This is a genomic window from Streptomyces sparsus, assembly GCF_054776295.1.
Map to the genome: position 1 here is coordinate 1 of NZ_BAAHCA010000056.1, position 13,188 is coordinate 13,188.

Annotated in this window: 8 protein-coding genes; 4 read left to right on the forward strand and 4 right to left on the reverse strand. The window is 70.2% G+C overall.

All coding sequences use genetic code 11. The features are described 5' to 3' along the window. Window positions 1-48 precede the first annotated feature (48 nt). The 4 genes from ACYVE9_RS06015 to ACYVE9_RS06030 all read right to left on the reverse strand — a co-directional run bounded on the left by ACYVE9_RS06015 (window position 49) and on the right by ACYVE9_RS06030 (window position 4,947). Window positions 49-1,659, reverse strand: coding sequence for a glycerol-3-phosphate dehydrogenase/oxidase (locus tag ACYVE9_RS06015; RefSeq protein ID WP_461026668.1), 1,611 nt, complete (start codon window positions 1,657-1,659; stop codon window positions 49-51). A gap of 5 nt (window positions 1,660-1,664) precedes the next feature. Beyond that, entirely contained in the window at window positions 1,665-3,191 is a 1,527-nt protein-coding gene (gene glpK / locus ACYVE9_RS06020) for a glycerol kinase GlpK (RefSeq protein ID WP_461026669.1), read from the reverse strand. A 34-nt stretch (window positions 3,192-3,225) separates the two neighbouring features. Then, the gene (locus tag ACYVE9_RS06025) at window positions 3,226-4,011 is read right to left on the reverse strand and encodes an MIP/aquaporin family protein (RefSeq protein WP_461026670.1); all 786 of its coding nucleotides are present in this window, start codon (window positions 4,009-4,011) and stop codon (window positions 3,226-3,228) included. A 171-nt stretch (window positions 4,012-4,182) separates the two neighbouring features. Further along, the gene (locus tag ACYVE9_RS06030) at window positions 4,183-4,947 is read right to left on the reverse strand and encodes an IclR family transcriptional regulator (RefSeq protein WP_461026671.1); all 765 of its coding nucleotides are present in this window, start codon (window positions 4,945-4,947) and stop codon (window positions 4,183-4,185) included. A 223-nt stretch (window positions 4,948-5,170) separates the two neighbouring features. On the opposite strand from ACYVE9_RS06030, the gene metH reads away from it, so the two are divergent. From metH to ACYVE9_RS06050, 4 genes are all read left to right on the forward strand, one after another. Then, window positions 5,171-8,686, forward strand: a complete 3,516-nt coding sequence (gene metH / locus ACYVE9_RS06035) for a methionine synthase (RefSeq protein WP_461026672.1) — start codon at window positions 5,171-5,173, stop codon at window positions 8,684-8,686. Window positions 8,687-8,792: 106 nt separating this feature from the next. Beyond that, complete coding sequence (locus ACYVE9_RS06040; RefSeq protein ID WP_461026673.1) at window positions 8,793-9,494, forward strand: HAD family hydrolase; 702 nt, start codon at window positions 8,793-8,795, stop codon at window positions 9,492-9,494. A 392-nt stretch (window positions 9,495-9,886) separates the two neighbouring features. Continuing rightward, complete coding sequence (locus ACYVE9_RS06045; RefSeq protein WP_461026674.1) at window positions 9,887-11,473, forward strand: ABC transporter substrate-binding protein; 1,587 nt, start codon at window positions 9,887-9,889, stop codon at window positions 11,471-11,473. A gap of 67 nt (window positions 11,474-11,540) precedes the next feature. After that, entirely contained in the window at window positions 11,541-13,139 is a 1,599-nt protein-coding gene (locus ACYVE9_RS06050; RefSeq protein ID WP_461026675.1) for an ABC transporter substrate-binding protein, read from the forward strand. Window positions 13,140-13,188 lie beyond the last annotated feature (49 nt).

Sequence of the window (13,188 nt, forward strand, 5' to 3'; positions counted from 1 at the left end):
GGGCCCGTGCGGTGGCACGGGACCGGTACGGGCCGTCGGGCTGCCGTCTCAGGCGTCGCGCGCGTCGAGCAACTCCTGCACGCCCTTGCGTACTTCGGGTGTGTCCAGGCCGCGCACGGTCAACGTGGTGCGTCGCCGCAGCACGTCGTCGGCCGTCATGGCCCACTCCTGGTCGCGGGCGTAGACCACCTGCGCCCAGATCTCCGGACCGTCCGGGTGGATGCGCTCGCCCAGAGCCGGTTCCTGGCTCACCAGCCGTGCGATGTCGAACGCCAACGCGCCGTAGTGGGTGGCCAGGTGGCGTGCCGTGAGCGGGTCGGGACGTGTGGCCGGGTCCCGGTCCACCAGCAGCCGGTGGGCGACCGCGTTGGGGTTCGCGACGCCCGGCAGCGGCACTCGCCGGGGCAGCGTGGACTGCGGCTGCATGTCCTCGGTGAGCAGCCCGCCGGGCAGCTTGGCCAGCCGGTTCATCACCGTACGGCCGATGTGGCGGTAGGTCGTCCACTTGCCGCCCGCCACCGAGAGCATGCCGCCGCGGCCCTCGGAGACGACCGTCTCGCGCTTGGCCGACTCGACACCCCCGGGCCCGCCGGGCAGCACCCGCAGCCCGGCGAACGCGTAGGTGATCAGGTCACGGGACAGGTGCTCGTCCCGTACCGAGATCGCCGCCTCGTCCAGGATCTGGTCGACGTCCGCGTCGGTGGCGGACACCTCCGCCGGATCACCCTCGTACACCTCGTCGGTGGTGCCCAGCATCAGCTGGTCCTCCCAGGGGAGGGCGAAGGTGATGCGGTACTTGTCGATGGGTGTGGCCAGCGCCGCCCGCCACGGCGCCCGCCGCTTCATCACGACGTGCGCGCCCTTGGAGAGCCGGATGCTGGGCGCCGCCCCCGGGTGCTCCATGCGGCGCAGGTGGTCCACCCACGGGCCGGTGGCGTTCAGCACCAGCCGGGCATTGACACCGAACTCGGTGCCGTCCACCCGGTCCTTGAGCTCGGCGCCGGTCACCCGGCCGTGGGTGAAGCGCAGACCGGTGACCTCAGCGTGGTTCAGGACCACGGCCCCGGACTCGACGGCCGCGCGGACCGTCATGACGGCCACCCGGGAGTCGTTCATCTGGTGGTCGCCGTAGACCGCGACGGCCTTGAGGTTCTCGGTGCGCAGCCCCGGGTTGTCCGCGGCGGCCTTGGCCGGGGAGATGACCCGGCCCACGCCGTCACCGAACGCGGACAGCGCGGAATACGCGAAGACGCCCGCGCCGAGCTTCGCGGCGCCGTGCGGCCCGCCCTTGTACACCGGCAGGTAGAACGTGAGCGGGTTGACCAGGTGCGGGGCCACGTCCTTGGCCAGCACCCGGCGCTCGTGGTGGTTCTCCGCGACCAGCTTCACCGAGCCGGTCTGGAGGTAGCGCAGTCCGCCGTGCACCAGCTTCGACGACGCGGACGAGGTGGCGCCGGCGAAGTCGCCGGCGTCCACCATCGCCACCCGCAGCCCGGACTGCGCCGCATGCCAGGCGACCGAGGTGCCCAGGATGCCGCCACCGATCACCAGCAGGTCGTACGTCGCGTTGGCGAGCACGTCTCTGGTCTCGGCACGGCCTGGGTTGGGACCGGCAGCCGGGTGCGCCCCGAGGGTGGGGACGCTCTGCAGGGTGTTCATTCTGATCAGTTCTCCTCTTCGATCCAGCCCATGGTCCGCTCGACGGCCTTGAGCCAGCTCTTGTACTCGCGGTCGCGGGTCTCCGCGTCCATGCGGGGGGTCCACTCGGCGGCCCGGCGCCAGTTGGCACGCAACGTGTCGGTGTCGGGCCAGTAGCCGACGGCGAGGCCGGCGGCGTAGGCGGCGCCGAGGCAGGTGGTCTCGGCGACCATCGGGCGCACCACGGGGGCGTCCACGAAGTCGGCGATGTTCTGCATCAGCAGGTTGTTGGACGTCATGCCGCCGTCGACCTTCAGCGCGGTGAGCTCCACGCCGGAGTCCTTCGACATGGCGTCGACGATCTCCCGGGTCTGCCAGGCGGTCGCCTCCAGCACGGCCCTGGCCAGGTGCGCCTTGGTGACGTACCGGGTGAGTCCGGCGATGACACCGCGCGCGTCGGACCGCCAGTAGGGGGCGTAGAGGCCCGAGAAGGCCGGCACGAAGTAGGCGCCGCCGTTGTCCTCGACGGAGCTGGCCAGCGTCTCGATCTCGGCCGCGGTGCTGATCAGGCCCATCTGGTCGCGCATCCACTGCACCAGCGAACCGGTGACGGCGATCGAGCCCTCCAGGGCGTAGACCGGGTCCTGGTCGCCGATGCGGTAACCGACGGTGGTGAGCAGGCCGTTGTAGGAGTTGATCGGCTCGGTGCCGGTGTTCATCAGCAGGAAGGTGCCGGTGCCGTAGGTGGACTTGCCCTCACCGGTGGCGAAGCAGGTCTGGCCGAAGAGCGCGGCCTGCTGGTCACCGAGCGCGGACGCCACCGGCACACCGGCGAGCGCGCCGCCGGCGGCTTCGCCGTAGACCTCGGCGGAGGAGCGGATCTCCGGCAGCAGTTCCATGGGCACGCCCATGGACTCGCAGATCTTCTCGTCCCACGCCATGGTGTGGAGGTTCATCAGCATGGTGCGGCTGGCGTTGGTGACGTCGGTGACGTGCACACCGCCGTCGACGCCGCCGGTGAGGTTCCAGATGACCCAGGAGTCCATCGTGCCGAAGAGGATCTCGCCGCGCTCGGCACGCTCCCGCAGGCCCTCGACGTTGTCCAGCAGCCAGCGGATCTTGGGCCCGGCGAAGTACGACGCGAGGGGCAGTCCGGTCTGGCGGCGGAACCGGTCCTGGCCGACGTTGCGGCCGAGCTCCTTGCAGAGCGCGTCGGTGCGGGTGTCCTGCCAGACGAGCGCGTTGTGCACGGGCTCGCCGGTGGCCTTGTCCCACAGCAGCGTCGTCTCACGCTGATTGGTGATGCCGATCGCCTTGACGTCGTCCCGGGTGATGCCGGCCTTGCGGACGGCGCCCTCCACGACCTCCTTGACGTTGGTCCAGATCTCCGCGGCGTTGTGCTCCACCCAGCCGGGCTTGGGGAAGATCTGCTCGTGCTCCTTCTGGTCGACGGCGACGATACGGCCGTCGGTGTCGAAGACGATGCAGCGGCTGGAGGTGGTGCCCTGGTCGATAGCGGCGATGAAGGGGCCGGTCGAGTGGCTGTCAGTCATGTGAGTAACTCCAGAAGTCGAGTGGTCGAGGGCCTCAGGCGAACGCGAGCTGGTAGATCCCGCCGGCCAGCGCGCCGCCGATCAGCGGCCCGACGACAGGCACCCAGGCGTAGGACCAGTCCGAACCGCCCTTGTTCGGCAGCGGCAGCAGCGCGTGCACGATGCGCGGACCGAGGTCGCGGGCCGGGTTGATCGCGTAGCCGGTCGGCCCGCCCAGCGACAGGCCGATGGACAGGACCACCAGCGCGACGATCAGCACACCGAGGCCGCCGAGGCCGTCACCGTCCTGGTTCAGGCCCTGCGTCAGGATGGCGAGTACCAGGACGACGGTCGCGATAATCTCCGTCGCCAGGTTCTGCCAGTACTTCCGGATCTCCGGGCCGGTGGAGAAGATGCCCAGCACCGGGCCGGGCCCGGTGGTCTTGGGCTTCTGCGTGGGGTCCCGGTCCGCCTCGCCGACGATCTCGCGGTCGGTCAGGTGGCTGTGGAACTGGCCGTAGTAGGCGACCCACACGAGCGCGGCACCGAGCATGGCGCCGATCATCTGGGAGACCAGGTAGAGCGGCACGTCGCTCCACTCGGTGCCGCCTTCGACGGCAAGACCGATGGTCACCGCCGGGTTGATGTGCGCGCCCGAGACGCCGGCGACCATGTAGGCGGCGGTGAGGACCGCCATGCCCCACCCGAAGGCGATGGCTATCCAGCCGGCGTTGTACGCCTTGGAGCGCTTGAAGGTGACGGCGGCGCAGACACCGCCGCCGAGCAGGATGAGCACGGCGGTTCCGATGATCTCGCCGATGATGATGTCGGAGCTGGACACCCGCGACTCCTTTGTTCACAGGGGATGGCGGAACCGGGTCCCGTCCGGTGTTCGACAATGTCGACCGCCGAACGGCAGTGTTGTCCTCCTTGGGGGCATCGTCAAGAGGTTGGGAGACGGGTTGACCCAACGTGTCTCAATTGTGGCTTGCGGTCGGCGAACCGGCGCGTTCTAGAAGCGGCTGGCCCCGAGATCACGGGACACGGAACGTGCGCAGTCGCGCACGGAGGCGACCAGGCCCGGGCGGATCGCGCCGTTCTCGCAGACGCGCTCCACCGCACCGGTCACGCCCACGGCGCCCACCGGAAGGCGGCGGCGGTCGTGAATGGGCGCCGCGATCGAGGCCACCCCTTCCCACGTCTCCTCGATGTCCGAGGCCCAGCCGCGGGCCCTGGCCAGTTCCAGGCAGCCCTCCAGGTCGGACAGCTCGGTGGTGGTGCGTTCGGTGAAGGCGTGCCGGTCGACGTCCGCCAGCTCGCTGTGCGCGACCGGGTCGTAGGCCGCCAGTATCTTGCCCATGGCGGTGCTGTGCAGCGGCTGCATCGCGCCGATCTCCAGCACCTGCCGGCTGTCGTCCGGCCGGAACACGTGGTGGACGACGAGCACCCCCTGCTGGTGCAGGACCCCCAGGTAGACCGCTTCGCCGCTGGAGCGCGCCAGGTCGTCCGACCACACCAGGGCGCGGGCCCGCAGCTCGTGCACGTCCAGATAGCTGTTGCCCAGGCGCAGGAGTTCGGCGCCGAGCTGGTAGCGGCCGGAGGCCTCGTCCTGCTCGACGAAACCCTCCTGCTGGAGGGTGCGCAGCAGGCCGTGCGCGGTGCCCTTGGCCAGGCCCAGGGTGGAGGCGATGTCGGAGAGTCCGAGTCGGCGCTCGCCGCCGGCCAGGAGGTGCAGCACCGCCGCTGCCCGTTCCAGGGACTGGATGCTCCGGGCCATCGGTCAAACCTCTTTCTCCCGGGCCGGCCGGGTCCGGCCAGTGGTCGACAATGCCGAACGGTATCGGATCATGTCGATCCTGTGCTAATCGATGCGAGTCTACGGTGGTCCACACCTCGGAACGCCTCCCGGCCGGAACGGCCCGTCCCGATACGCTGGCCGGGTGCGTTCGCCCCACGCCGGACGCAAAGCCGACAGCCGTCGCACTCCAGGGAGCACCTTCATGTCCTCGCCGCACCACGCGCCAGCATCCGCAGCCCCCGCCACCGAGACCCTCCGGGAAGCACTCGCGTCCCGGGTGGTGGTGGCCGACGGGGCGATGGGCACGATGCTCCAGGACCAGGACCCCACGATGGAGGACTTCCAGCAGCTGGAGGGCTGCAACGAGATCCTCAACCTCACCCGCCCCGACATCGTCGCCTCCGTGCACGACGCGTACTTCGCGGTGGGTGTGGACTGCGTCGAGACCAACACCTTCGGCGCCAACCACGCCGCCCTCGCCGAGTACGACATCCCCGAGCGGGTCTTCGAACTCTCCGAGTCCGGCGCCCGCATCGCCCGCGAGGTGGCCGACCGCTACACCGGTGACGACGGCCGGGCCCGCTGGATCCTCGGCTCCATGGGGCCGGGCACCAAGCTGCCCACCCTGGGCCACGCCCCTTACCGCACCCTGCGCGACGCCTACCAGGCGAACGCCGAAGGGCTGATCGCCGGCGGCGCCGACGCCCTGCTGGTGGAGACCACCCAGGACCTGCTCCAGACCAAGGCCGCCGTCATCGGTGCCCGCCGCGCGCTGGCCTCGGTCGGCGGCGCCGACCTGCCGGTGATCGTCTCGGTCACCGTGGAGACCACCGGCACCATGCTGCTGGGCTCGGAGATCGGCGCCGCGCTGACCGCGCTGGAGCCGCTGGGCATCGACATGATCGGGATGAACTGCGCCACCGGGCCTGCCGAGATGAGCGAACACCTCCGCTACCTGGCTCGGCACTCGCGGGTTCCGCTGCTGTGCATGCCCAACGCCGGGCTCCCCGTCCTGGGCAAGGACGGCGCGCACTACCCGCTCGCTCCGGCCGAACTCGCCGAGGCCCAGGAGACGTTCGTCGCCGACTACGGCCTCTCGCTGGTCGGCGGCTGCTGCGGCACCACACCCGAACACCTGCGGCAGGTCGTCGAGCGGGTCCGCGGCGCCGCCCTGACGGAGCGCCGGCCCCGTCCCGAGCCCGGCGCGGCCTCGCTCTACCAGACGGTCCCGTTCCGGCAGGACACCGCGTACCTGGCGATCGGTGAGCGCACCAACGCCAACGGGTCGAAGAAGTTCCGCACCGCGATGCTGGAGGGGCGGTGGGACGACTGCGTCGAGATGGCCCGCGAGCAGATCCGCGAGGGCGCCCACATGCTGGACCTCTGCGTGGACTACGTGGGACGGGACGGCGCCGCCGACATGGCGGAACTGGCCGGCCGGTTCGCCACCGCCTCCACGCTGCCGCTCGTGCTCGACTCGACCGAGATCGACGTGCTCCGGGCGGGACTGGAGAAGCTGGGCGGCCGGGCCGTCATCAACTCGGTCAACTACGAGGACGGCGACGGCCCCGAGTCGCGCTTCGCCAAGGTCACCGAGCTGGCCGCCGAGCACGGCGCCGCGCTCATCGCGCTGACCATCGACGAGGAGGGCCAGGCCCGCACCGTCGAGCACAAGGTCGCCGTCGCCGAACGGCTCATCGACGACCTCACGGGCAACTGGGGTGTGCGCGAGGAGGACATCCTCGTCGACTGCCTGACCTTCACGATCTGCACCGGCCAGGAGGAGTCCCGCAAGGACGGCATCGCCACCATCGAGGCCATCCGCGAACTCAAGCGCCGCCGCCCCGACGTGCAGACCACGCTGGGCCTGTCCAACATCTCCTTCGGCCTCAACCCCGCCGCCCGCATCGTCCTCAACTCGGTGTTCCTCGACGAGTGCGTCAAGGCCGGTCTGGACTCGGCCATCGTGCACGCCTCCAAGATCGTGCCGATCGCCCGCCTGGAGGAGGAGCAGGTCCAGGTGGCGCTGGACCTCATCCACGACCGGCGCCGCGAGGGCTACGACCCGCTCCAGCGGCTGCTGGAACTGTTCGAGGGGGTGGACGCCACCTCCATGCGCGCCACCCGGGCCGAGGAACTCGCCGCGCTGCCGCTGGACGAACGCCTCCAGCGCCGCATCATCGACGGCGAGCGCAACGGCCTGGAAGCCGACCTCGACGAGGCGCTGCAGACCCGGCCGGCCCTGGACATCGTCAACGACACCCTGCTGGCCGGCATGAAGGTCGTCGGTGAGCTCTTCGGCTCCGGGCAGATGCAACTGCCGTTCGTGCTCCAGTCGGCGGAGGTGATGAAGGGCGCGGTCGCGCACCTGGAACCGCACATGGAGAAGACGGATGACGAGGGCAAGGGCACCATCGTGCTGGCCACCGTCCGCGGCGACGTGCACGACATCGGCAAGAACCTGGTGGACATCATCCTGTCCAACAACGGCTACACCGTCGTCAACCTCGGCATCAAGCAGCCGGTCGGGGCGATCCTGGACGCGGCCAAGGAGCACCGGGCCGACGTCATCGGCATGTCCGGCCTGCTGGTGAAGTCCACCGTGATCATGAAGGAGAACCTCCAGGAGCTCAACTCCCGGGGCATGGCCGCCGACTACCCCGTCATCCTCGGCGGTGCGGCGCTCACCCGCGCCTACGTGGAGCAGGACCTGCACGAGGTGTACGAGGGGGAGGTCCGCTACGCCCGGGACGCCTTCGAGGGCCTGCGGCTGATGGACGCGCTGATCGCCGTCAAACGCGGAGTGCCCGGGGCGGCCCTGCCGGAACTCAGGCAGCGCCGGGTGGCCCGCCGGGACGCCGACACCGCGCAGGCCGAGGAGGCCGTGGACACCACCAGGTCCGACGTCGCCGCCGACAACCCGGTGCCGACGCCGCCGTTTCTCGGCACCCGGGTCGTCAAGGGCATCCAGCTCAAGGAGTACGCGTCCTGGCTGGACGAGGGCGCGCTCTTCAAGGGCCAGTGGGGGCTGCGGCAGGCCCGCACCGGCGACGGCCCCAGCTACGAGGAGCTGGTCGAGACCGAGGGCCGGCCCCGGCTGCGCGGCTGGCTGGACAAGCTGCACACCGACAACCTGCTCGAGGCGGCCGTCGTCCACGGCTACTTCCCCTGCCACTCCGAGGGCAACGACCTGGTCGTGCTGCACGAGGACGGCAGCGAGCGCACCCGGTTCACCTTTCCCCGGCAGCGCCGGGGGCGGCGACTGTGCCTGGCGGACTTCTTCCGGCCCAAGGAGTCGGGGGAGACGGACGTGGTCGGCCTCCAGGTGGTGACTGTGGGATCCCGGATCGGCGAGGCCACCGCCGACCTGTTCGCCGCCGACGCCTACCGCGACTACCTGGAGCTGCACGGCCTCTCGGTGCAGCTCGCGGAGGCGCTGGCCGAGTACTGGCACGCCCGGGTGCGCGCGGAGCTGGGCTTCGCCGCCGAGGACCCGGAGGCCATGGAGGACATGTTCGCGCTGGGCTACCGGGGCGCCCGCTTCTCCCTCGGTTACGGGGCCTGCCCCGAGCTGGCCGACCGCGCCAAGATCGCCGAACTGCTCCAGCCGGAGCGCATCGGCGTCAAGCTCTCCGAGGAGTTCCAGCTCCACCCCGAGCAGTCCACCGACGCCATCGTCCTGCATCACCCGGAGGCGAAGTACTTCAACGCTCGGTAGCCGCTCCGCGCGCCCGGCGTACAATGATCTGTCCGGTAGAGGCCGGTTGCCCCTCCCCTCAGGGAAGCGGCAACCGGCCTTCCTGTCCCTTCGGAGGTGTACGCGGATGACCAGCTCCACTCCCGCCCTTGCCACCCGTTCGGCGGAGGGCTCGACCCTGCAGGCCGTGCTGCTCGACATGGACGGCACTCTCGTGGACACCGAGGACTACTGGTGGGACGCGGAGAAGGAGGTGTTCGCCCGGCTCGGGCACCGGCTGGCCGACCACCACCGCGAGGTCGTGGTCGGCGGGCCGATGAGCCGCAGCGCCGCCTACCTGATCGACGTCACGGGCGCCGACATCACCGTCGACGAGCTCACCCCGCTGTTGAACTCGGCCTTCGCGACCCGGCTGGAACAGGGAGTGGCGCTGATGCCCGGCGCCGGGCGGCTGCTGACGCAGCTGGCCGCCCACCGGGTGCCCACCGCGCTGGTGTCGGCCTCGCACCGCGAGATCATCGACCGGGTGCTGTCCTCCATCGGCCCGGAGCACTTCGCGCTCTCCGTGGCCGGTGACGAGGTGCAGCGGACGAAGCCGCACCCCGAGCCGTACCTCACCGCCGCCCGGCTGCTGGGCGCGGACCCGACCCGCTGTGCGGTGGTGGAGGACACCGCCACCGGTGTGACGGCCGGCGAGACCGCCGGCTGCCGGGTGGTGGCCGTTCCGTCGGTGACCACGATCGAGCCGGGGCCGGGGCGCAGCATCGTCAGCTCCCTGGAAGAGGTGGACCTGCCCTTTCTGCGCTCTCTGATCACACGCGGACACTGAGGGTGCGGAATGCGCGGCGTGAGAATTGACGTGGGAACTCCCCGCGTCGAGACGGGCATTCTGCGTGACGACGCCGATGGCTGAATGCCGCCCGTCCGTTTTCCGGAGGGTGTGGTGATCCTCGTCACGCCGGAACGGGCCGCCCGGACCGGTCTTGTCGGCCCGTTGGGGCGTTTCGTGCGGTACGGACGCGCCCTTGTGCCCCGGTTGGTGGCGTAACGCACTGTCCGCGCGCCCGTCCGCATAGCGGATGGTGGTCCTGTTCCGGTGCTGCGGACCGGTGCGCCGCGCCTTCCGGATTCAGGGAGCACCTTTCCCAACTACTAATGTCTGCTTGCCGGCACCACGCAATACCAGGAACGGCCCGGCGCCGGTTGAGGAGACCACCGAACATGAATCGTAAGATCGTATGGCTGCCCGCGATGACGGGCGTCCTCACCACCGCCCTCGTGGGCTGCGGGGCCCAGGAGGGGCCCGCGGCCGGGAACGGTGCCATCGTGGTCGGCACGACCGACCACTTCGCGGCCGGCAAGGAGACCCCCGCGCCGTTCGACCCCGCGGCGGCCTACGACGTGGCCTCCTGGAACATACTGCGCAACACCTTCCAGTCCCTGCTCCGGCTGCCCCGCTCGGGCACCCAGCCGGAGCCGGACGCCGCGAAGGAGTGCGGCTTCACCGACTCCCGCAACGAGCAGTACCGTTGCACGCTGCGCGACGGCCAGAAGTTCTCCAACGGCAGCGACCTGACCGCCAAGGACGTCGAGTTCTCCGTCCGGCGCGTGCTCGACATCAAGGACGCGAACGGACCGTCGTCGCTGCTCGGCAACGTCGACAAGGTGGAGGCACCCTCCGACAAGGAGGTCGTCTTCCACCTGAAGAAGCCGGACGCCACCTTCCCGTACAAGCTCGCCACGCCGGCCGCCGCCATCGTCGACAGCGAGGTGTACCCGGCCAAGGGCCTGCACAAGGGTGTCGAGTTGGTCGGATCCGGCCCCTACACCCTGGAGTCCCTCAACGAGGACCGGGCGGTACTGGAACGCAACGACCAGTACAGCGGTGACCTGGAGCCGAAGAACAAGAAGATCGAGCTGCGGTTCTTCGAGGACTCCGAGGGCATGGAGAAGGCGCTGAAGGACGGCGGCGTCGACCTCGTCAACCGGACGCTGTCACCCGAGCAGATCACCGCTCTGGAGGACACCGACGGCGTCAACCTGGTCGAGACGCCCGGCCAGGGCATTCGCTACCTGGTGTTCAACACCGACGCGCCCGCCGTCGAGGACAAGGCCGTCCGGCAGGCCGTCGCCCAGCTCGTGGACCGCAAGGCACTGGTCAGGGACGTCTACCAGCGCACCGCCGAGCCGCTGTACTCGGTGGTTCCCGGCGGACTGCCCGCGCACCGCAACTCCTTCTACAACAGCTACGGCGACCCCGACCAGGCCGCCGCCAAGCGCCTCCTCGCCGAGGCCGGCATCGAGACGCCCGTCCGCCTCACCCTGACCTACACCACCGACTACTACGGGCCCGCCACCGCCGAGGAGTTCAAGACGCTCCGCGACCAGCTGAACCGCAGCGGCCTGTTCGAGGCGACCGTCAAGGGCGTGCCGTGGCGGAGCTACCGTGCCGCCGCCACCGACGGCGAGTACGAGGTCTACGGCATGGGCTGGTTCCCGGACTTCCCCGACGCGGACAGCTTCATCGCGCCGTTCTTCGGCAAGGACAACTTCCTCAACATGTCCTACCGCAGCCGGAAGATCACCGACCAGCTGATCCCGCAGACCCGCAGCCGCACCCAGCGGGACGCCGCCACCGCCGACTTCGTCCGCGCCCAGGACATCGTCGCCGAGGACGTGCCGATCCTGCCGCTGTGGCAGGGCAAGCAGTACATCGCGGCCCGGGACGGCGTGACCGGCGTCGAGTGGGCACTCAACGCCTCGTCCGTGCTCCAGCTGTGGGAGCTCGACCGCGGTGTTCAGGACTGACCGACGCGGCAGCCCGCGACCGTGCCGGCAGACCACGGGAGAACAACCGGTGGGCGGGGTGGGGAGCGTGGGCGCGAGGAACCGACCCGGGTGGCTCGCGCTCCCCGCGGCCGCGGCCGTCGCGGCGGGGCTGCTCAGCGGCTGCGCCACCGACGGCGGCGGCCCGGCCGGCAACGACGCCCGGATCACCATGGGCATGACGGACAGGGTGCTCTCCACCGACCCCGCCTCCGGTTACGACCCCGGCTCCTGGCTGGTCTTCAACAACGTCTTCCAGTCGCTGCTGAGCTTTCCCAAGGGCGGCAGTGAGCCGCAGCCCGAGGCGGCGAAGAAGTGCGGCTTCACCGACGGCCGCAGCAAGGTCTTCAGCTGCACGCTCAAGAGCGGTCTGAGGTTCAGCAACGGCAACGACCTCACCGCCAAGGACGTCAAACACTCCTTCGACCGGACGCTGGAGATCAACGACGAGGACGGGCCGGCGGTCCTGCTCCAGTCCATCGACAGCATCGAGACGCCCGACGAGCGCACCGTCGTCTTCCGCCTCAACACCTCGGACGCGACCTTCCCGCAGAAGATCGCCTCCGGCGCCGGCTCCATCGTCGACCACCGGGAGTACCCGGCCGACGCCCTGCGCACCGACGGCAGGGCCGCCGGCTCGGGCGTCTACACGCTGGACGACTTCAACGACGACGAAGCCGTCTTCTCGGCCAACGACGACTACCGCGGCCCCGCGGAGACCCGGAACGCCGGACTGCGCCTGCGGTTCTTCGAGGACCACGCCGAACTGCGCAAGGCCGTCGACGAGCGCGAGGTCGACCTGGCCTACCGCGGTCTCTCCGCCGAGGACATCGCCGAGCTGGAGAACTCCACGACCAGTGCGAAGAACGGCGTCAAGGTCGTCGAGGGCAGCAGCGCGGAGGTGCACCACCTCGTCTTCAACCTGGACCATCCGGTCGTCGGCAAGCCCGGCGTCCGGGAGGCCGTGGCCCACCTGGTGGACCGCTCCACACTCCTGCGCGACGTCTACCGGCGCACCGCGGAACCCCTGTACTCACTCGTCCCCGCCGGCATCACCGGCCACAACACGGCCTTCTTCGACCGGTTCGGCGAACGCCCGCAGCCCGAGAAGGCCGCCGCGGCACTGCGCGCCGAGGGCATCACCGACAAGGTGAAGCTCACCCTGTGGTCCACGCCTGTGCGCTACGGTCCGGCCACCGACCAGGAACTGACCGCCATCGCCGAGCAGCTCAACGCCAGCGGCCTGTTCGACGCGGACGTCAAGAGCGTCGAACTGAGCAGGTACGACGCGGACATCGCCGCCGGCAAGTACGGCGTCTACGTCAAGGGCTGGGTGCCGGACTACCCCGACGCGGACAACTTCACCGCCCCGTTCTTCGGTGAGGGCAACGTGCTGGGCAACAACTACGACGCGGGCCGCATCACCGGCGAACTGCTGCCGGACACCGCCGCCGAGAGCGACCGGGCAGCCACCGTCGAGGACTTCGCGGAGATCCAGGACCAGGTCGCCGAGGACCTGCCGCTGCTGCCCATCTGGCAGGGCAAGCAGTACGTCGTCGCCCGCGACGACATCGCCGGACTGGAGTGGACACTCGACGCCTCCACCGTCTTCCGCTTCTGGGAGATCAGCAAGAACACCGAGGACTGAGCCGGGGCGTCCGCGCAGGACCGCGGCCCGGGACGAGCCAGGGGCCCGT

Bases quoted from the DNA above. Each gene is read 5' to 3' on its own strand.
- ACYVE9_RS06015 (WP_461026668.1), bottom strand. From the start codon at position 1,659: ATGAACACCCTGCAGAGCGTCCCCACCCTCGGGGCGCACCCGGCTGCC.
- glpK (WP_461026669.1), bottom strand. From the start codon at position 3,191: ATGACTGACAGCCACTCGACCGGCCCCTTCATCGCCGCTATCGACCAG.
- ACYVE9_RS06030 (WP_461026671.1), bottom strand. From the start codon at position 4,947: ATGGCCCGGAGCATCCAGTCCCTGGAACGGGCAGCGGCGGTGCTGCAC.
- metH (WP_461026672.1), top strand. From the start codon at position 5,171: ATGTCCTCGCCGCACCACGCGCCAGCATCCGCAGCCCCCGCCACCGAG.
- ACYVE9_RS06040 (WP_461026673.1), top strand. From the start codon at position 8,793: ATGACCAGCTCCACTCCCGCCCTTGCCACCCGTTCGGCGGAGGGCTCG.
- ACYVE9_RS06045 (WP_461026674.1), top strand. From the start codon at position 9,887: ATGAATCGTAAGATCGTATGGCTGCCCGCGATGACGGGCGTCCTCACC.